Annotated in this window: 17 protein-coding genes and 1 rRNA gene; 5 read left to right on the top strand and 13 right to left on the bottom strand. The window is 37.6% G+C overall.

Annotated elements, in window-relative coordinates; genetic code table 11:
* Positions 1 to 362, bottom strand: a 16S ribosomal RNA gene (locus J2S08_RS07745); the annotation flags it as partial.
* A gap of 648 nt (positions 363 to 1,010) precedes the next feature.
* Positions 1,011 to 1,886 (bottom strand): nucleotidyltransferase-like protein, encoded by an 876-nt coding sequence (locus J2S08_RS07740; protein ID WP_307228263.1) that lies wholly within the window; start codon positions 1,884 to 1,886, stop codon positions 1,011 to 1,013.
* Between the two features lie 248 nt (positions 1,887 to 2,134).
* Here J2S08_RS07740 and J2S08_RS07735 point away from each other — a divergent pair, with 248 nt between their 5' ends.
* On the top strand, positions 2,135 to 2,503 hold the full coding sequence (locus tag J2S08_RS07735) for a DUF2614 family zinc ribbon-containing protein (RefSeq protein ID WP_307228261.1): 369 nt from the start codon (positions 2,135 to 2,137) through the stop codon (positions 2,501 to 2,503).
* Positions 2,504 to 2,835: 332 nt separating this feature from the next.
* On the opposite strand, the gene perR is transcribed toward J2S08_RS07735, so the two are convergent.
* The 5 genes from perR to bcp form a co-directional block, all read right to left on the bottom strand.
* Positions 2,836 to 3,279: a peroxide-responsive transcriptional repressor PerR gene (gene perR, locus J2S08_RS07730; protein ID WP_307228259.1), complete on the bottom strand. Its 444-nt coding sequence runs from the start codon at positions 3,277 to 3,279 to the stop codon at positions 2,836 to 2,838.
* A gap of 122 nt (positions 3,280 to 3,401) precedes the next feature.
* Positions 3,402 to 3,968: a cob(I)yrinic acid a,c-diamide adenosyltransferase gene (locus J2S08_RS07725; RefSeq protein WP_307228256.1), complete on the bottom strand. Its 567-nt coding sequence runs from the start codon at positions 3,966 to 3,968 to the stop codon at positions 3,402 to 3,404.
* Between the two features lies 1 nt (position 3,969).
* On the bottom strand, positions 3,970 to 4,917 hold the full coding sequence (locus J2S08_RS07720) for a D-2-hydroxyacid dehydrogenase (protein ID WP_307228254.1): 948 nt from the start codon (positions 4,915 to 4,917) through the stop codon (positions 3,970 to 3,972).
* Positions 4,918 to 5,047: 130 nt separating this feature from the next.
* Complete coding sequence (locus J2S08_RS07715) at positions 5,048 to 6,574, bottom strand: AbgT family transporter (RefSeq protein ID WP_307228252.1); 1,527 nt, start codon at positions 6,572 to 6,574, stop codon at positions 5,048 to 5,050.
* Between the two features lie 414 nt (positions 6,575 to 6,988).
* Entirely contained in the window at positions 6,989 to 7,465 is a 477-nt protein-coding gene (bcp, locus tag J2S08_RS07710) for a thioredoxin-dependent thiol peroxidase (protein ID WP_307228250.1), read from the bottom strand.
* Positions 7,466 to 7,591: 126 nt separating this feature from the next.
* On the opposite strand from bcp, the gene J2S08_RS07705 reads away from it, so the two are divergent.
* Positions 7,592 to 8,173, top strand: a complete 582-nt coding sequence (locus J2S08_RS07705; protein WP_307228248.1) for a cysteine hydrolase family protein — start codon at positions 7,592 to 7,594, stop codon at positions 8,171 to 8,173.
* A gap of 33 nt (positions 8,174 to 8,206) precedes the next feature.
* Here the strand turns inward: J2S08_RS07705 and J2S08_RS07700 are convergent, their stop codons facing one another.
* Positions 8,207 to 8,626, bottom strand: a complete 420-nt coding sequence (locus tag J2S08_RS07700; RefSeq protein ID WP_307228246.1) for a potassium channel family protein — start codon at positions 8,624 to 8,626, stop codon at positions 8,207 to 8,209.
* Between the two features lie 535 nt (positions 8,627 to 9,161).
* Between J2S08_RS07700 and J2S08_RS07695 the strand changes: the two genes are divergently transcribed.
* Together J2S08_RS07695 and J2S08_RS07690 are read left to right on the top strand one after the other, a co-directional pair.
* Positions 9,162 to 10,451: a glutamate-1-semialdehyde 2,1-aminomutase gene (locus tag J2S08_RS07695; RefSeq protein ID WP_307228244.1), complete on the top strand. Its 1,290-nt coding sequence runs from the start codon at positions 9,162 to 9,164 to the stop codon at positions 10,449 to 10,451.
* A 367-nt stretch (positions 10,452 to 10,818) separates the two neighbouring features.
* Complete coding sequence (locus J2S08_RS07690) at positions 10,819 to 11,904, top strand: FUSC family protein (protein WP_307228242.1); 1,086 nt, start codon at positions 10,819 to 10,821, stop codon at positions 11,902 to 11,904.
* 41 nt (positions 11,905 to 11,945) lie between these two features.
* Here J2S08_RS07690 and J2S08_RS07685 read toward each other — a convergent pair whose 3' ends face one another.
* From J2S08_RS07685 to J2S08_RS07665, 5 genes are all read right to left on the bottom strand, one after another.
* Entirely contained in the window at positions 11,946 to 12,851 is a 906-nt protein-coding gene (locus J2S08_RS07685; RefSeq protein WP_307228241.1) for an ABC transporter permease, read from the bottom strand.
* Positions 12,852 to 12,863: 12 nt separating this feature from the next.
* Positions 12,864 to 13,874 carry an ABC transporter permease gene (locus J2S08_RS07680; RefSeq protein ID WP_370875646.1) on the bottom strand — a complete coding sequence of 337 codons (1,011 nt, stop codon included), beginning with the start codon at positions 13,872 to 13,874 and terminating at the stop codon, positions 12,864 to 12,866.
* Positions 13,875 to 13,941: 67 nt separating this feature from the next.
* Positions 13,942 to 15,570, bottom strand: a complete 1,629-nt coding sequence (locus tag J2S08_RS07675) for an ABC transporter substrate-binding protein (protein WP_307228236.1) — start codon at positions 15,568 to 15,570, stop codon at positions 13,942 to 13,944.
* Positions 15,571 to 15,620: 50 nt separating this feature from the next.
* The gene (locus J2S08_RS07670) at positions 15,621 to 16,592 is read right to left on the bottom strand and encodes an ABC transporter ATP-binding protein (protein ID WP_307228234.1); all 972 of its coding nucleotides are present in this window, start codon (positions 16,590 to 16,592) and stop codon (positions 15,621 to 15,623) included.
* The gene (locus J2S08_RS07665) at positions 16,564 to 17,577 is read right to left on the bottom strand and encodes an ABC transporter ATP-binding protein (RefSeq protein ID WP_307228232.1); all 1,014 of its coding nucleotides are present in this window, start codon (positions 17,575 to 17,577) and stop codon (positions 16,564 to 16,566) included. The genes J2S08_RS07670 and J2S08_RS07665 overlap by 29 nt, the downstream gene beginning before the upstream one ends.
* 915 nt (positions 17,578 to 18,492) lie before the next feature.
* Here J2S08_RS07665 and J2S08_RS07660 point away from each other — a divergent pair.
* Positions 18,493 to 19,641 carry a DUF418 domain-containing protein gene (locus tag J2S08_RS07660; protein ID WP_307228231.1) on the top strand — a complete coding sequence of 383 codons (1,149 nt, stop codon included), beginning with the start codon at positions 18,493 to 18,495 and terminating at the stop codon, positions 19,639 to 19,641.
* Positions 19,642 to 19,674 lie beyond the last annotated feature (33 nt).

Raw genomic sequence — 19,674 nt, 5'->3', positions numbered from 1 at the left:
GCTGCCTCCCGTAGGAGTCTGGGCCGTGTCTCAGTCCCAGTGTGGCCGATCACCCTCTCAGGTCGGCTACGCATCGTCGCCTTGGTGAGCCGTTACCTCACCAACTAGCTAATGCGCCGCGGGCCCATCTGTAAGTGATAGCAGAAGCCATCTTTCCTTTCACATTCAGGAGAATATAAAAGCGTATCCGGTATTAGCTCACGTTTCCGCAAGTTATCCCAGTCTTACAGGCAGGTTGCCCACGTGTTACTCACCCGTCCGCCGCTAACTTCAGAGAGCAAGCTCTCTTCGGTTCGCTCGACTTGCATGTATTAGGCACGCCGCCAGCGTTCGTCCTGAGCCAGGATCAAACTCTCCAAAAAAGTTCAATTAACTTCGGATCTCTGCGTCAGTTTCGGCTCGGCGCATCCTCACGTACTTTAGTACGCTCCGGTGCTTCTCCCCCAAACTTCCTTGACCTTCTCGCTCCTTGAACTTTTTACGTTCTAAAACGAGTGTCATAGAGTTCAAAACATCATGTACTATTATTTAGAAAAGCTTGAATAGCTCATAGTTAAAATTTAGAATTAAATTGACGTTTTGTTTTGTTCAGTTTTCAAGGTTCAATTCGCCGCCTTCCTTGAAGCGACTTTTATATAATAACACCCATTAATAATTAAGTCAACAGCTTTTTAAAACTTTTTTTAAAAAAAATGTATCTTTCAAGACAGTAAATACATCCTATCATCAAATACTGTTCATGGTCAATCATTATTTTAGAGTACAAAAGAAAAGCTTTTACATGGAAGCAGAGATACTTGCTTACTGTCTATAAAAGAAACAAGCAGTTCAATATACAAAAACGATACTTAAATATGAAGAGAACTTATTAACACTTATGTAACTTGCCCTAGCAGGTTTAAATCAGTTAGTGCTATCTCAAAATCTCTCCATTAATAATAAATAAATCTCCATTTCCATGTTCCTACATGAGATTATCTTACTTTTCTTTGTTAAAGTCTTCACTTGCGTTAGGGAGTTGTTGAAGATATTCGATAAAATCGATGATACAATTGCTTTCCTTTTGTCTCTGCCTTTACTACTTCCAATTCTTTTTTTTCAACAAGATAGGAAATAAGCATGTTTAAATCTACACCATAATACTGGAGCTCAGGATGTTCGTTCATCTCCGCAATAGACCAACATTCTCGTTGTGACAAAACATTCAAAAGATGACTGCTGCCTGTCTTTGTTTGCGAGTGCATGAGAAACTCACTTGCTAAAAATAACAGCTTTAATTTCTGTTCCACTGATTCATTGCTAGTGAGCAGTTCTTTATATAATTGATATATTTCTGGTTCTAATTCTCGTAATTGATTCCAAACAGTTATCTCAGGGAAGAGGCCTTTTTGAAAAACTGCTAAGCGCGCTAAATGATGCAATGCATGAACGGCTTCATGATAAGCATCAAGATATTGTTTTTTAGAGAAAAAAACTTTTCCTTCCATATACCTTTTCACTAGCTTAGCAAATTCTAATCCCATCCTGATCTGGCGTCCTGAAAAGTCTCCATCTTGAAGTTTTCTTTTTAAATCATGTACGTAGTCGTTGCGATCGTATACAATGATCCCTGTATTTATCCACTCGATTACTTTACGATTGGAGCCTAATAAAATCCATTCATTTAATTGTTTTTCTGTGACAATATGAAGTGCAGCTAACTGTTCCTCATATTGATAATGCTTTATTAATAATGCTTGCTCTGCTTCTTTCACAATTGTAAGAAGGACAGTGTCAAAACATTCTGCTACTGTTGATAACGGCGGTTTTTGATCAATCTTTAAAATACCAATTGTATGGGGATAGCTTGCTCTTTCCTGATAGAGCGGCCTTAACACATCATCCATTTTAAATGCCTCCAACATATTAAATAGTATTACTGACTTCGTGTTTTTTATAATAACTTACTATCAGTCCACAGCGGGCTCTCAGTTGTCACTTTCTTATTTTCGTTTCTGTCAGCAGAAATTAAATAAATTCAGACCAGTACTTCTTCGACAAATTTTATCAATTTCCTGCTTTTTTCGATGATTATCTTCGTTACGATATTTCATATATTTATGGTATAGTTAGGATTAATGTGGGAGGGGTCATCATGGCAAAAAAATATAAAAGCAAAATTAATAAAATTCGGGCATTCGCATTAAGCTTAATATTTATTGGCATTATTATTATGTACGGTGGTATCTTCTTTCTCAAAAAGCCAATGGTTATGTCGATTTTCATGATCATCGGATTTCTCTTTATCATTGCAAGTACTGTTGTTTATTTTTGGATTGGGATGCTCTCGACAAAAGCAGTGCAGGTTGTTTGTCCTACATGCGGAAAGGGAACAAAAATACTCGGACGTGTCGATATGTGCATGCATTGTAATGAAACACTAACGTTAGATCCAAGCCTCGAAGGAAAAGAATTTGATGAGAACTATAATCGAAAGATGAATGTCTCAGAAGAAAAAAGGTGAATTATTTCATTATGATGTTGGAATCGTAACGAAACATGGGACATGCTCTTCTAATAGAAGAAACTCATTTTTTAAAAATAGCAACCGGATAAAATGATTAAACTTTTCTCTTCAGAAAATGTTAAGATCAAATTGCTTCCTTATCCATTAAAGAGAAGTTAAAGATATAATAAAATCACATAAACAGCGAAGCTTGTTGATTTATAGTAAAAAAATTGCCTCTGTTAAAGTACAGAGGCAATTTTTTTTAACAAGACTTCATAAGTCATCTTATTATGTTCAATCTATACGAGCTCTTGCAAATAGAAAACATCTTTAAGAACACGTCAATCTTATTTAGATTTCTCTTGTTTTTGTTTACATTCTGGACACTTTCCGTAAATTTCCATGCGATGATGACTTACTTTAAATCCAGTCACATGTGATGCCAAATGTTCTACCTCATCAAGTCCAGGATAATGAAAATCAACTATTCTCCCGCAATCTTCACAGATTGCATGGTAATGATCTGATGTAACAAAATCAAATCTGCTTGATGAATCGCCGTATGTGAGTTCTTTGACAAGACCTACATCACGAAATACACGGAGATTGTTATAGACAGTTGCAACACTCATATTCGGAAACTTTTCTTCTAATGCTTTATATATTTCGTCAGCTGTTGGGTGTGACATATAACGGATTAGGTATTCAAGTATCGCATGACGCTGCGGTGTAATTCGAACCCCAGTTTGTTTTAACGTCTTAATTGCTTCTTTTAGCTGGACTTCGACCATCGCCATGCACCTCTTTTCTTAATGAAATTCATTATCAGATTAAAATACTTATAATTAGTTTACTAAAAAAACTAGACAATTGTCAATATTTATAGGCTTTCGAACGAAAGTTCCTTCCGTTATTAGCCTTCTCCTTGCCTCTCTTTTTCATGCAGCATTTGTTCTGGTGCACCGAGTTGACTGTTCACATATCGCGCAGCAACAAACAATAAATCAGAAAGACGATTTAAATATGATAATACAAGTGGATTAACGCATTCCAATGAGACGGCTTTCCTCTCTGCTCTTCTAACAATAGTACGTGCAACATGAAAAGCAGATCCCGAAACATGTCCACCAGGTAAAATAAAGTTTTTTAAAGGAGTTAGCTCCTTACTCCATCTGTCTATCATCATTTCCATTTTCTCAATATCATCCTGAGTTACTTCCCATTTTACAGTTTTATCGTTAGGTGTTGATAATTCTGCACCAACATGAAAGAGTCCAGTTTGTATTTCATTAAAATAAGCTTTGAACGAAGTGATATCCTTAAAATCAGCTTTATTTAAATAGCTTAAAGCTAATCCGATCATCGAATTTGCTTCATCACATGTCCCAAAAGCATCTACACGAGAATCATTCTTCGAAACCCGCTGCCCATAAACTAAAGATGTTGTACCATTATCACCAGTCTTAGTATAGATTTTCATGCTAATATCCCCTCTTTAAATCGATGACATTCAGATAATCATTGCCATTACGAATATATGTATGCAGGTTGTGCTTCCAAATATCAAATACTCTTGGTAAATATTGCTTCGATTTACTAGAAATATGAGGAGTTACCGTAAGATTGTTCATTGACCAAAAAGGATGATCGGCTGGTAAAGGTTCTGTTTGAAACACATCTAAATAAGCGTGGGCAATCTCTTCCTTTTTCAATGCATCAATTAAAACAGATTCTTGTACAACATCACCTCGTCCAATATTGATAAAAACTGCACTTTCCTTCATGGCGATAAAATGTTCCTTCTGAAAAAAATGTTGTGTCTTTTCCGTACTTGGCAAAACGGAAACAACAAAATCTGTTCTTTTTAAACCTTCTGCTATCTCATCAGCTCTCAACATTTGATCAAAATAAGCAACTGAGTTTCCTGAAGCGTTCACTCCGATTGTCGTCATCGAAAACGCTTTTGAAAGCTTGGCAATTTCGGAACCTATTGCTCCTGCTCCAACAACCATGATCGTTTTTCCATATAATTCTCCCATCGGCACTCGTTTATTCCAAATGTTTTCTCGCTCCTGCTGCCAAATGACAGGAAACTGTTTCATATGTTGCAGTAATAAACCAATTGTAAATTCGGCCATCGGAATTTTATGAATACCTCTTGCATTTGTTACGAGGATATTCCTCTCTGCTATTTGTGCTAAAGGCATTTTTTCTAAACCTGCTGACGCTACCATAATCCATTTTAAGCGCTTCGCCTTTTCTAAATGCTCAACAGTTAAATCTTCTCCATATGTAACAATGATTTCTGCATGAGGAAGAATATTCTCCGCAGCCGATAACTTTTCATAATGAAAGTAAATTTGTGGGAAAGTCGCATGCATATCTTCTTTTAAAAACGGCGGCGGATTTAAGGTTAATAATACTTGCATTCAATCACCCCTAAAAAAGCATTTTATAACATTTTAACATTCTATTGGTAATAAAAATTGCTTGTTTATTAATTCTATACCTGTTAACAGAAAAAAGCCCTCTGCAAAAATGCAGAGAGGCTTATCCAGCTTATTTTCCATAGAAAATTGGAGCATTTGGTCCAAGGTCAAAGCCTGTTGCCATCCAAATAATGATCATCAATGTCCACATTATCGAAAAAGCAATCGCATATGGAAGCATCGTTGCAATAAGCGTTCCGATACCCACTTTTCGATCATACTTTTGAGCAAAAGCGATAACGATCGCAAAATATGGCATAAGCGGAGAAATGATATTGGTTGTAGAATCAGCGATTCTATATAGTGCTTGCGTAAATTCTGGCGAATAGCCAAGATGCATCATAATAGGAACGAAAATCGGAGCCATAATTGCCCACTTCGCCGAAGCACTGCCAATAAATAAGTTAATCAGTGCTGTAACAATTAAGAAGCTAAGAATTAAAGGAATGCCTTCAAATCCGGTGTTTTGTAAAAAATCTGCACCTTTAACTGAAATCACTTTTCCAAGGTTTGTATGGTTAAAATAACTGACAAATTGGCCTGCAGCAAATGCTAACAAAATATAAGTTCCCATTGAAGCCATCGTATCTGATAACTGATTGGCCACATCTTTATCATTTTTTATTTCTTTCGTTACTATGCCATAAACAAGACCAGGTACAAAGAAAAAGATCAATAATACTGGTACAAGCGCTTGAAAGAACGGAGCTTCTAATAGTGTCCCATCTCCCCTTAGTGGTCCCCAACTTGGAACGACTAATAGCGACAATAATGCAGAAGTTGCAATTAAAGCAACTAATGCTGCCCAAAGCCCTCTCTTTTCAATCGACTTTAAACCTGTATCATCCAGTTGATTTTTTTCTCCCTTAAACTTCCCTAATCTTGGTTCAACTAAATATTCAGTCACTAACGTTCCGACCAATGTTAATAATAAAACGGAAGCAATCATGAAATACCAGTTCATCAAATAAGTCATTTGTGCAGCATATTCGGGATTAACCGTTGCTGCCGCTTGAATTGTTAAATCACCTAGCAACGGATCGAGGGAAGTTAATAGCAAGTTTGCACTAAAACCTCCTGATACGCCAGCAAATGCAGCAGCTAAACCAGCTAATGGATGTCTGCCAAGCCCAGCAAATAATACTGCTCCTAATGGTGTTAAAACAACATAACCTGCGTCTGCTGCCATACTAGACATGATTCCGCCAAATACTAATGCTGCTGTGATTAACTGTTTTGGCACAGAAGTAACAAGTGCTTTCAAAGCTGCACTTATAAGACCAGAACGTTCTGCCAACCCGATTCCAAGCATCGTAACAAGTACAGTTCCTAAAGGAGCGAAGCCAATAAAATTGTCTACAGCACTTTCGAACATATACTGTACGCCATCTTTACTTAATAGGTTGAAAATTTCCAGTGTTTCCCCTGCAATTGGGTCTTCGACCGTAACCCCCATCGCTGAAGCAATGGCAGAAGCAATGACAATGAATCCAGCAAAAATAAAAAATAATGTGACAGGATGAGGAAGTTTGTTGCCAATTTTTTCAACCCAATCCAAACTTCTCAAAAACCAGCTTTTTTTAGCTGTTGTTTCCACTTTCTCACCTTCCATATAATATTTGTATCAAAAAAATCCTTGTTTAAGGATTGCATTTAAGCTACCCAAAATTGACACAATAAAAACATTATAGGTTGAATTTCAATATTATGAAAGGCATCCGTCCATATCCAGAATAGGATGAAAATTACCAAAATTAAATTATTATAAAGCTTATTCAATAAAGCTAAATTCGCCTGCCCTATAACCAAAAAAAAGGACCCAAATAATGGATCCTTTCAAATATATCTGAGGAGGTATGCCCTAATATAACATATGTAGCAACTGTCATTTGGAATGGACAGATGGCCAAGAAATATTTGAAATAGGCGATTTTTTTTATTTTACCTGTAAATCATTCAACTCTCTTCTGAGCAATAAAGTACAAATAGGAAAAACCGATTTCTTCTATTATTAATGTGATAGCTGTTCCTTTATGTATGTCAATGCTTCTTCTACATGTCCTTTTACTTTTACTTTTCTCCATTCTTTCACTAACGTACCTTCTTTGTCGATAATAAAGGTGGAACGTTCAATCCCCATATATTCCTTGCCAAAGTTCTTCTTTAGCTTCCATACTTCAAATGCTTCTGCAGCTTGGTGTGATTCGTCTACTAATAGCAAAAAAGGCAAATCATATTTCTCAATAAATTTTTGATGCCGTTCTAACGAATCTGTACTAATGCCAATAATGACCGTGTTTAAGTCGGAAAAATGATGTTGCCGATCCCTAAAATCACATGCTTGTGTCGTACAACCAGGTGTCATATCTTTTGGATAAAAGTATAAAACAATATTTTTCCCTCGAAAATCAGAAAGACTAACTTTTTCGCCATTGCTTGCTTCTAGTGTAAAATCAGGTGCTTTTTTGCCAACTTCCACTTTACCCATATATCGTTTCCTCCCTTTCAACATAACCGACATTTTATTGTTATCATTAGACTATCGAAGTCTTTTTAATAAGGCAAGCAATAAACAATATAATAATGCTATCAATGTGATGAGGAGGAACTTAAAATGACAAAAAAATTAACAAATCCAGCATTAATGATCATAGATGTTCAAAAAGGGTTTGATGAGGAAAAATGGGGAGAACGCAATCACTTACAAGCAGAAAATAATATTGGCCAATTACTTGCCCTTTGGCGCTCTAAAAAGTTGCCGGTTATTCACATTCAACATTTATCTCAAAACCCAAATTCATGTTTCTATCCTGATCATCCTGGAGTTGCTTTTAAAGAAATTGCTGCACCAATTGAAGGAGAAAAAGTTATACAGAAGTATGTAAATAGCGCGTTTATTGGTACTAACCTTCAAGAATATATGAATAAAAATAAACTGGAAAATGTCGTGATCGTCGGGTTAACTACTCCACATTGTGTATCTACAACTGCAAGAATGAGTGGAAATTTAGGCTTTAACACGTTCTTAGTTTCAGATGCAACAGCCGCATTCGGAATGACGGGACCTGATAATATTTACTACAGTCCCGATGAAGTTCATTATATCTCTCTCGCAACATTACATCGTGAATTTGCTACTGTGCTCTCTACGAAAGAAATAGTAAAACTAATTCCTTCGTTTTTTCGGGTTAGATAATAAGTTCGGAAATTTGCAAATTGACGTCTACCATTATTTCCTTTTATTTAATTCCTGTTCAAAATCAATTACCGTACGTACAACAAAAGTCGCGGGAATTGTATAGCCAAGCAATGCTTCAATCATCACGAATAGCCTGCCAATTCCTAAAGGCACGACATCCCCGTATCCAACTGAAAATAACGTAATGGCACTTAAATACATAGAAGTGCTGAGTTTTTCAAAAAAATTGTCAGATAACAAATTGCCGTTATCCATAATGATTCCAGTATTGTTTAGTTCGAGCAGCATAAACAACAATCCGAATCCAAGCATAATTACTGCGTAAGTACAACCGAGAAAAACAAAATTTTCAAATGAAATTTGCTTATATTTCCATCTAGAAGGCAGGAAGAGATTGCGCAGTGCCATCATTAAACAAATGACGACAAGAGCCATTATGCCAAACAGCATTCCTGATCCCTCCTTTGCATGTCCTAACGTATTTTTTCTATTGTACGTATCACTTATCGAAGATATGAAATAAAGTGAAACTTCTATGAGTGGGGATTTTCTCTCATCTCCCACTTATAAGTAGTAGAACAAAGGAGCGTTTTCGAAAAAGGAAGTCGCTTTTTCTTCGTGCGATGTATCGCTGTCGAAGCTTTTCTTGCTCTGTTGCAACGCCTTTGTGACTGACATCCTCGAAAAAGAAGCGCACTTTTTCTTCGTGAGATGTTGATTCAAGAAGGTTTCCTTATCCTGTTACAATTGGACATTTGACTTTCAGTTACCACTTCTTACTCCCTGAGATGGGGTCTTGACTTGCCGATTAGATGTGGAATAAAACTGTTTAGAAGATAGACCTTTTAATTTTAGTTTCATTTGCACAACATTCATTTCAGTAATAAGATAAAAGAGGAGTTTTGGATAGTTCCCATTCCATATGAGTGAATTGTCACTCCCTGATAAGAAGAACTTCTATGAAAATATTGAAGGAGGAACACCGATGCGTTTTTCTCAATCAGAACAGTTACATAAGGAAGCTTTGCAATACATTGTAGGTGGTGTCAATAGCCCATCACGATCTTATAAAGCAGTTGGCGGAGGCTCTCCTGTTGCAATGGCAAAAGGAAAGGGAGCTTATTTTTGGGATATAGACGGCAATCGTTATATCGATTATCTTGCGGCATATGGACCTATTATTACAGGACATGCCCACCCCCACATAACGAAGGCAATCCAAGAAGCAGCTGAGGATGGCGTATTATATGGAACACCGACACAGTATGAAGTGATATTTGCAAAGATGTTGACTGAAGCAATCCCTTCATTAGAAAAAGTAAGATTTGTAAACTCTGGTACAGAAGCAGTGATGACAACGATTCGTGTTGCCCGTGCCTACACTGGCCGTGATAAAATTATCAAGTTTGCCGGCTGTTATCATGGCCACTCTGATCTTGTGCTTGTTGCGGCAGGCTCTGGCCCTTCACAACTCGGAATGCCAGATTCCGCAGGTGTGCCAAAAAGCATTGCCAAAGAAGTGATTACAGTACCATTCAACGATGTGCAAGCTTTTCAAGAAGCACTAACAACATGGGGCGATGACATTGCAGCTGTCCTCGTTGAACCAATTGTTGGCAACTTCGGCATAGTCGAGCCTCAACCAGGATTTCTCGAAAAAGTGAATGAATATGCTCATAAAGCCGGAGCACTTGTCATCTATGATGAAGTCATTACCGCTTTTCGCTTTATGTATGGGGGCGCACAAAATCTGTTAGGAGTAGAGCCAGATTTAACTGCGTTAGGTAAAATTATTGGCGGCGGCCTTCCAATTGGTGCTTATGGCGGCAGAAACGATATAATGGAAAAAGTTGCACCATTAGGCCCAGCTTATCAAGCAGGAACAATGGCAGGAAATCCAGCCTCGATTCGTTCAGGTATTGCTTGTCTCGAAATATTGAAAGAAAATGGCGTCTATGAAAAGCTTGATAGCCTTGGAGAAATGCTGGAAAAAGGTATTGCTGCTGCTGCCAAAGAACATCAAATACCTGTTACCATTAATCGTTTAAAAGGTGCATTGACACTTTACTTTACAAATCAAAAAGTCGTTAACTATGAACAGGCGGAAGCAACAGATGGTAAAATGTTTGCAAGGTTCTTTAAGCTATTACTGCAAAAAGGCATCAACATTGCTCCTTCCAAATATGAAGCATGGTTTATTACAACTGCTCATACAGAAGAAGATATTCGTGAAACAATTCATGCTATAGAAGCTGTATTTGCCGAATTAAAATAATAAATATAAAGAGCCGGATGATCACCAATCATCTGGCTTTTTAGTCTTCAATTGGTTTTTCTATCGACATGTTAGAACACATTTTTACAAATAATAAATGTGCATGATTTTCTTACTTGAATACTTGATTTCGCTTCTTTATGACAGCAACTAAACCCAAAATTTCCCACAATTCACTTACATGATGAAAATTGTATTAAATTAAAAGAAAAAGCTTGATATTTAAATTCAATCATTGTATAGTACAATATTGTTTAGCAAGTATATTTTCTGAAAAAGATTAATATAATGCATCTATGTAAAGCAGACCTGAAGCATCCAAACGAGATGCGTCACATCAATCAATCAAGAAAGGAAACAAATATCCATGAAGCTTGGTGCCCGCATTTTGAAAACGGGAATTGCTATTACCTTGGCATTATTTTTAGCTGATTTGCTGCAAATGCCATCGCCTGTCTTTGCTGGGATTGCTGCCATTTTTGCTATCCAACCTACTATATATCGGTCTTATTTATCAATTATCGAGCAAGTTCAAGGTAACATTATCGGTGCATCCGTTGCCGTTATATTTGTGCTTGTATTTGGAAAAGATATATTCATTGTCGGGCTCGGGGCCATTATTATTATTACGATTTTATTAAAGCTGAAGCTCGAGAAAACGATCAGTCTCACGCTGGTTACCTTTATTGTTATTATGGAAACACCTAACCCAGATTTTATGCAATTTGCACTATTACGCTTTTCAACTATTATGATTGGAATTTTGTCAGCTTTTCTTGTCAATTTTATTTTTATCCCGCCTAAATATGAAACAAAGCTATTTTATCGTATCTCAGGAGTAACAGAAGAAATTTTAAAATGGACAAGATTGGCGATGCGCCATGCTTCTGAATATCGATTGTTAAAAAAAGATATTGCCATCATCAAAGAACGGCTGACGAAAGTAAACCAATTTTATTCTTTATATAAAGAAGAAAGACGCTACTTTAAAAGAAACGACATTTCCAAAACGAGAAAGCTTGTGATTTATCGGCAAATGATCATTGCTTCACAAAAAGGATTAGAAGTATTGAAACTGCTGCATCGTTCTGAAAATGTACTACACCAATTGCCTGATAATTTACAAATGCAAATTCGTGAACGATTGGATTTTTTAATGCACTTTCACGAACAGCTCCTGCTTAAATTTATTGGGAAGGTTCCTATTGAATCGGACTTAGATTCCTTCCAAAATATTCATATTCAACGCAATGAACTAATGAATCTATTTTTGCGGGAAATAAAGGATTATTACATCCAAGATGATTTTCAATCTTATCAATTAATGCATATGCTCTCTGGCATCTTTGATTATGAAGAACAGCTGGAACATTTAGAAATTCTGATTAAAAGCTTCAAATCATTTCATAAAAATGTAAATAAAGTGACCATTGAAGAGTCAGAAGAAGTATAAATAGAACCACACAAGGCTGCCCTTTCGGACAGCCTTGTGTTTTAATTTTTCATTCTTGGATCAAGCGCATCTCGCAATCCATCGCCCATTAAATTAAAGCCTAAGACGGTAAGCATAATTGATATCCCTGGAAAAAATACTGTCCATGGAGCCTGAATAATAAAATCTTTCGAATCAGCAAGCATTTTTCCCCACTCAGGGGCAGGCGGCTGCGCTCCGAGACCAAGAAAGCCTAGTGCCGCCGCTTCTATAATAGCAGTTGCAATGGCCAACGTGCCTTGGACAATAATCGGAGCCATGCTGTTCGGCAGCACATGATGAAATAGAATTCTTGCATCCTTCATTCCAATTGCCTTGGCAGCAGTGATATACTCCTCTTCTTTCACACTTAATACTCGAGATCGAAGTAAACGTCCAAAGGTAGGTATATTAATAATTGCAATTGCAATCAGTGCATTTTGCAAAGAAGGGCCTAACATCGCTACAATTGCAATCGCTAATAAAATACTTGGAAATGCGAGTAAAATATCAAACATACGCGAAATGATTGCATCAACCCATTTTCCATAATACCCTGCTAAAATTCCTAAAAAAGACCCCACAATAATGGAACCGGAAACAGCGGAAAAGCCAACCCAAAGAGAGATTCTTGCGCCATAGATAATCCGGCTTAAAATATCACGGCCAAACTCATCTGTTCCTAGCCAATGGGCAGCGGAGGGCGGGATATGCTTATTCGCAAGCTCTGTTTCTTTAAAGCCATACGGCGCAATAAAATCAGCAAAGATAGCGAGCAGTATAAAAAAAGAAACAATTCCGAGGCCAATTAATGCGACTTTATTTTTCCGGTACGTCCTCCATGCTTCTTTCCAAGGTGAAATGACTTGTTCATCCTCCGTTTGAACTTTTGGGATTTGAGGAGAGATATTCGTTACTTGTCCTGACATTCTGTAATCCCCCTATTGATATTTAATCCGTGGATCGATTGCTGCATATAGTAAATCCACGATCAAGTTAATAAAGACAAAAATAGTCGCAACCACGAGAATTCCAGACTGAACAACGGGGTAATCTCGATAATCAATCGCATTATAAATATAGTTGCCAATGCCTGGCCAGCCGAATATCGTCTCTGTTAAAATAGCGCCTCCGAGAAGCAAACCGGTTTGAAGGCCAATAATCGTTAAAACGGGGATAAAGGCATTTTTTAATGAGTGCTTGTAAACAACCCAAAACATGCTCATTCCTTTCGCACGAGCAGTGCGAATATAATCTGATCGCATCACCTCTAACATGCTGGAGCGCGTCATTCTTGCAATAATTGCCATTGGAATCGTTGCCAGCGCAAAACCAGGAAGAACTAAGTGCTGGAAAACTTCAGAAAATTGATCAAATCGACCTTGTATGAGCGTATCTATTAAATATAGATGGGTAATAGCCGCTACAGGATCACGGATATTATCCCGTCCAGTTGTCGGCAGCAGATCAAGCTGAATGGAGAAAACATACTGTTCCATTAAACCTAGCCAAAAAATTGGCATTGATACACCAATTAAAGCAATCAACATCGCCACATAATCAAACCATGAATGTTGAAACCAAGCCGAAATGATGCCCGCATTGACACCGATAAAAATTGCGATAATCATTGCAAAGAATGCAAGTTCTATTGTGGCCGCTAAATAAGGCCAAATTTCTTCTGTTATTGGGTTTTGCGTCCGAAATGAATTGCCAAGATCACCCATCAACAAACCTTTTACGTATTCAAAGAATTGAATTGGCAGCGGACGGTCAAGTCCTAGCTCTTTTGTTAAAGCAGCAATTGCTTCTTTTGATGCTTGCTGGCCAAGCATCACTTGAGCTGGATTGCCGGGAATAAAATGAATAAGGGAAAATACGATTAAAACCATTCCTAATAAGACTGGAATTAACATTGCTAAACGTTTTATGATATAACGAAGCACATCCATCACCTCACATGCTGTGTCATTTCAAAAGAGAGGAGAGAGCGAACTCTCCCCCAACTTCCAACATCCTTTATTTTAATGTCGTTTCGGCAAAGCTTTGTGAACCGGTTGGATGTGGGAAAAACCCTTTAATTGTTTTTAAACCTGCTAATTGTGGGACAGAGTGTGCTAATGGAACCCACGGGGCATCATCATGTATGATTTGCTGGACTTCTTTATAAATTTCGTTTCTTTTCTCTTCATCAGTAGCTGTTTGCGCTTCAATTAAAAGCTTATGGACATCCTCATTTGCATAACGGGAATAGTTGTTAGAGCCGATGCTGTCTTTATCTAAAAGTGCATATAAGAAATTGTCAGCATCGCCATTATCGCCTGTCCATCCAAGCATAAACATTGGCGATTCACCCGCTTGGACTTTTTCAAGATAAGTCGCCCATTCCATAGAAACAATATTTACTTCAACACCAATTTTTTCAAAATCGGCTTGGATTGCCTCGGCTACTTTTTGCCCATTAGGCATATAAGGACGGGGAACTGGCATTGCCCAAAGATCCATCTTGAAACCATCTTTATACCCAGCTTCCTCTAATAATTGTTTTGCTTTCTTTAAATCAAACTCATAATCGATAATTTCGTCATTATAGCCTCCAACAGAAGGCGGCATTGGATTTTTAGCGGCTTGTGCAGTTCCTTCATAAAAATTATCAATAAGCGCTTGTTTATTAATCGCGTGGCTTAAAGCTCTGCGCACCTTTACATCATTAAACGGCTCTTTTTCGACGTTAAATCCTAAATAACCGACATTCATAGATGGACGTTCGAAAATTTGCAGTTTATCATTGTCATTTACTTTTCCGATATCACTTGGGTTTAAACCATCGATTAAATCCACTTGTCCAATTATTAAATCATTTAAGCGAGCTGAATTGTCTTTAATCACTTTAAAGATAATCTTATCTAGTTTTGGTAAACCATCCTTCCAATAATTCTCATTTTTTACGAGTGTTATTTTATCGCTGCGCTGCCAGCTTTCAAATTTAAAAGGGCCTGTGCCAACTGGATTTTCTGAATATTTATCGCCATATTTTTTAATAGCAGTTGGGCTTGACATTCCAAACGGAACCATCGCTAAGTTTTTCAAGAATGGTGCTTGCGGTCGGTTTAATGTAATCACAACTTTGTAATCGCCATCCGCTTTTACATCTTTAATAACTGCAGATTCTTCTCCCTCAAAACCACCAAACTGTGATTTATAGTATGCGAAGTTCGCTTCATCTTTGCTCTTATGCCAACGCATGATGTTTTCTACGACGGCATCTGCATTAAAATCAGTTCCATCAGTAAATTGAATGCCTTCTTCCAAAATAAAAGTATACGTTAAGCCATCATCAGAAATCTTCCAATCTTTGGCGAGGTTTGGTACTACTTCTGTTGTTTGCTTCTCATAGTCAACGAGTGTTTCTAAAATTTGATGGGTAACAATTAAAGACTCTCCATCCGTTACCATGATTGAATCCAACTTCACTGCATCTCCTCCACGGGCATAGACAAGGGTGCCTCCATTACTGCTGCCGTTAGCAGATTTTTTTGCATCTTCTTTCCCATCATTTTTTACACTATTCGTTTTTCCACTGCAGCCTGCTAAAGCTAGTGCAAACAATAGCAGCAAGACAATCGCTGTCAATATTCTTTTTCTCATTTTTTTCCCCCATTTTTTAAATAATTTGCCTTTATTATCAATACGTCACATCAATCGTAAAGATGACATGCTGTATAGTGGCCTTTTTCTATTTCTTTAAAATTTGGTACATTTGTTTTACATTTTTCCATCACTTTTGGGCAACGAGTATGGAAGGGACAACCTGTAGGTGGGTTTGCTGGACTTGGTACATCACCTGTGAGGATGATTCTATTCTGAACGTACTCTACATCTGGAATCGGAACAGCTGAGAGCAGCGCTTCTGTATACGGATGTTTTGGAGCATCATATAATCTATCACTTTCACTCAGCTCCACTAATCTTCCAAGATACATAACGCCGACTCGATCACTAATATGACGAACAACGCCTAAATCATGAGCAATAAATAAGTAGGTGAGATGATATTTTTGCTGTAGATCTTGAAGTAAATTCAATACTTGTGATTGGATTGATACATCCAGCGCCGAGACAGGTTCATCAGCAACAATCAGCTTTGGATTAACCGCCAATGCCCTTGCAATCCCTATTCTTTGCCGTTGGCCGCCGCTGAATTGATGAGGATATCTTTTCGCATGGTAGCTATTTAAGCCGACTGTTTCAAGAAGTTCATATACTTTTTCTTTGCGTGCTTTTTTATCTTTTTCACCATGGACTATAAATGGCTCCTCCAATATTTTCCCAACTGTATGCCGAGGGTTCAAAGAGGCGAATGGATCTTGAAAAACCATTTGCATTTCTCGACGCATCTTTCTCATTTCTGAATTGCTTAGCTTCCTCATATCTGTACCTTCAAAATAAATATTTCCTTCACTTGGTTCCAACAGCCTTAAAAGCATCCTGCCCGTTGTCGATTTCCCACATCCGCTTTCCCCGACAAGACCAAGTGTTTCACCCTTGTGAATAACAAAAGAAACACCGTCAACTGCTTTCACTTCTCCAACCTTCTTCCCGAAGCTGCCTCCCCGGATCGGAAAATACTTCTTTAAGTTTTCAACTTCTAATAGTGGCTGTTTTGTCATAAACTGTTCCCTCCTCGCCTTTTTCATATAACCAACAACGAACCTTTTGGCCAGTGCTTAATTCCAGCAAGGAAGGAGTCTCGCTTCGACAGCGGTCAAAAGCATGTTCACAGCGCGGTGCGAATTGGCAGCCTGTTTGAATAGAACCCGGTTTCGGGACATTTCCCGGAATCGAATACAATCTCGGTTTCTTCTCACGCATATCAGGAACGGATTGAATTAATCCAATCGTATAGGGATGCTTCGGTTGTTTGAAAATTGTATTTAGATCTGCTTCTTCAACAATTTTACCTGCATACATGACAACGATTCGCTGACACATATCCGCAACAACGCCAAGATCATGGGTAATCATCATAATTGCAGTATTAGTATCTCTATTCAGACTTTTCATTAAATCAAGTATCTGGGCTTGGATGGTGACATCAAGTGCTGTTGTCGGCTCATCAGCAATTAATAGTGTCGGTTCACAAATCATGGCCATCGCAATCATCACTCTCTGCCGCATACCGCCGGATAGCTGATGAGGATATTCATTCATCAATAATTCTGCGCGGGCCAGCCCAACTTTTTTTAACATGTCAACCGCATATGCGTTTGCTTTTTTCTTTGGCCATCTGCGATGAATGTTTAGTGCTTCCACCATTTGATTGCCAATTGTAAAAACGGGATTTAAACTTGTCATCGGCTCTTGAAAGATCATGGCAATATGATTTCCTCTTATTTCTCGCATCCGCTTTTCAGATGCTTTAATAAGATTTTCTCCATTGAATTCAATTCGTCCACTAACATTTCCTATCGATGATGGAACTAGTCCCATCACTGAAAGCGAAGTGACACTTTTTCCACAACCTGACTCTCCTACTATCCCTAATACTTCTCCAGGGTGCACTTGGAAATCGACCCCATTGACAACGTTTACATTTCCGTCGTCTGTTTTAAATGAAGTATGTAGATCCTTCACATTTAGTACAGGACTTCCCACGTTTCCGCCCCTTTCTCATGTTGTATTGTCAAAAGCTTTGTTTCTTGTCTTATTCTTTTTTGAACAAGCAATTTAAGATTTATTCGCATTTTATCATTAATCTTCTCATAAGACAATAATGAATTTTTAGAATAGTATTTATTGAAAGAATCATCCAACCCTTCTTCTTCAAGCAGTTGAGAAATTACATTAGAAACATACTAACATTAGTAGCACAGACCACGGCCATGGTTTGTGCTACTATTTTTTATAGTAGAAGTGAAGGAAAGTCGAACAACCCCTACGACCAAATACAGAGTCCGTACTAAAAACCGACTAACTTCACATCCTTATTTAAATCAGTTTAGTATGTTGGATTCTCGAGATCGTGTAAAAAAAATGGAATCGATTCATTTCAAAGCATAAACCTTATCTGAAAACCACTTGACTAAAGGTAAGAAAGGGCTGTCCGAAAAGTAGTTTTTTAACTAAATTATAAAAAAAGTGAATTTATGAGCAATTGTATGACACGAGTAAGTCTGTGGTCTCAGTGGAAAATACAGCCTCGGTTCGTTTTGCAAGGCTTGCTAATCCCGTAATCTATAAATAGTGATACGGAAATGTACGAAGTGATCCTTCTATCTTATATCTGTTTATGCCATAATTTCAAATCATTCTTGATTTTTGAGATGCCATCTAAAAGATTGCGAGGTAACGATAATGGCAAAAGAAATATATATATTGCTTACTGATACGGGAACTATTTTTACAAGACTCATAAAATTGTATACGCGAGCGCCTTATAGATGTGTGTCTAACAATTGGGGTGCAGTTCATTGAGGTGGGGGTCTTACTGCCAGTTAGATGGCGGGATAAACTAGTACATTTAAGGATGATTTAGTATCTGATAAAATGGAGTATTGAGAGGTTGATAATTTGAAAAGATTAGTATTATTAGATATACTTCGTGGTTTTGCTATTCTCGGCACACTAGGAACAAATATTTGGATTTTTGCAACGGTTGGCGATCCTTCTTTTGATTCTCAAGAAATAGTTGGTTGGTGGAAAACGAGTGATGGATGGATCACGATGCTAATTGGAGTTTTCACTAATGGGAAGTTTTTAAGTTTGCTCACAATCTTGTTTGGAGTAGGTCTTGCAATAAAATATGAAAAAACACTCGAAAAAGGAATGCCTTGGCCTAGAGCATATATTTGGTCGTGCATCCTCTTATTTATTGAAGGTCTGATTCATTTTCTGCTAGTTTTTGAATGGGATATCTTAATGAGCTATGCAATAACGGCAATCATTGTCTCCTTTCTAGTGAAAAAGCGCAATCGGATTATAAAAAGAATTATTATTATTTTACTTCCAATTCATTTGCTTATCATAGGTGCTATAACGTGGGCGCAGTGGGCGATTTTTAACTCATATGATGATAAGACAATAGAAGCGAAATTGGCAGAAAGTAGCCTAAAAAGTACACAGGTATATTTGGAAGGAAGTTGGCTGGAACAAGTTCTTTATCGTTTCGAACATTTTTTGGAGTTTAGGATAGAAGCGATCATGGTACTTCCTATGAATACGATATTATTTTTGCTAGGAATACTATTATTTCGTGCAGGCGCTTTTAGTCATCATGAAAAGGGTAGACAAATTCGCAGAAAGTTATTTAAATGGGGAATGCTCATTGGGCTGCCGCTTAATATGCTTATGATGGCTGATAACGGCTTTTTCTACCATGTAGGTAGGTATATCTTTGCACCAGTCTTAGCGATTGGCTATATTGGTTTGTTCTCCATTATATTGGAAAAGGGTTATATAAAACTGTTCACAGGTCGATTACAAGAGGTTGGCAGAACAGCATTAAGCTGCTACATCATGCAAAACATCGTCGCTTCAGTGATTTTCTATGGATGGGGATTAGGTTTAAATTCTATCAACAATGTTTGGTTGACTCTTCTTATATGGATGCTCATCTCGTTATTTCTCATGTTCTTTGCAAATGTTTGGCTACGAAAGTTTAAACAAGGGCCAGTTGAAACGATTTGGCGCTATGCCGCTAATGCGCCTTTCCGTGCTTAACGATGATTAAACGTATAAAAGGTGATCCAAAAG

Origin of the sequence: Bacillus chungangensis, assembly GCF_030812995.1 — a bacterium.
Lineage (GTDB): Bacteria > Bacillota > Bacilli > Bacillales > Bacillaceae_C > Bacillus_CF > Bacillus_CF chungangensis.
This window is presented reverse-complemented; position numbering and strand designations above follow the sequence as displayed.

Excerpts from the sequence above, each read along its gene's own strand:
- bcp (WP_307228250.1), bottom strand. The coding sequence starts at position 7,465 with ATGGGTAAAGTGGAAGTTGGCAAAAAAGCACCTGATTTTACACTAGAA.
- perR (WP_307228259.1), bottom strand. The coding sequence starts at position 3,279 with ATGGTCGAAGTCCAGCTAAAAGAAGCAATTAAGACGTTAAAACAAACT.
- J2S08_RS07720 (WP_307228254.1), bottom strand. The coding sequence starts at position 4,917 with ATGCAAGTATTATTAACCTTAAATCCGCCGCCGTTTTTAAAAGAAGAT.
- J2S08_RS07675 (WP_307228236.1), bottom strand. The coding sequence starts at position 15,570 with ATGAGAAAAAGAATATTGACAGCGATTGTCTTGCTGCTATTGTTTGCA.
- J2S08_RS07705 (WP_307228248.1), top strand. The coding sequence starts at position 7,592 with ATGACAAAAAAATTAACAAATCCAGCATTAATGATCATAGATGTTCAA.
- J2S08_RS07670 (WP_307228234.1), bottom strand. The coding sequence starts at position 16,592 with ATGACAAAACAGCCACTATTAGAAGTTGAAAACTTAAAGAAGTATTTT.
- J2S08_RS07690 (WP_307228242.1), top strand. The coding sequence starts at position 10,819 with ATGAAGCTTGGTGCCCGCATTTTGAAAACGGGAATTGCTATTACCTTG.
- J2S08_RS07735 (WP_307228261.1), top strand. The coding sequence starts at position 2,135 with ATGGCAAAAAAATATAAAAGCAAAATTAATAAAATTCGGGCATTCGCA.
- J2S08_RS07725 (WP_307228256.1), bottom strand. The coding sequence starts at position 3,968 with ATGAAAATCTATACTAAGACTGGTGATAATGGTACAACATCTTTAGTT.
- J2S08_RS07685 (WP_307228241.1), bottom strand. The coding sequence starts at position 12,851 with ATGTCAGGACAAGTAACGAATATCTCTCCTCAAATCCCAAAAGTTCAA.
- J2S08_RS07680 (WP_370875646.1), bottom strand. The coding sequence starts at position 13,874 with ATGGATGTGCTTCGTTATATCATAAAACGTTTAGCAATGTTAATTCCA.
- J2S08_RS07740 (WP_307228263.1), bottom strand. The coding sequence starts at position 1,886 with ATGGATGATGTGTTAAGGCCGCTCTATCAGGAAAGAGCAAGCTATCCC.
- J2S08_RS07700 (WP_307228246.1), bottom strand. The coding sequence starts at position 8,626 with ATGCTGTTTGGCATAATGGCTCTTGTCGTCATTTGTTTAATGATGGCA.
- J2S08_RS07695 (WP_307228244.1), top strand. The coding sequence starts at position 9,162 with ATGCGTTTTTCTCAATCAGAACAGTTACATAAGGAAGCTTTGCAATAC.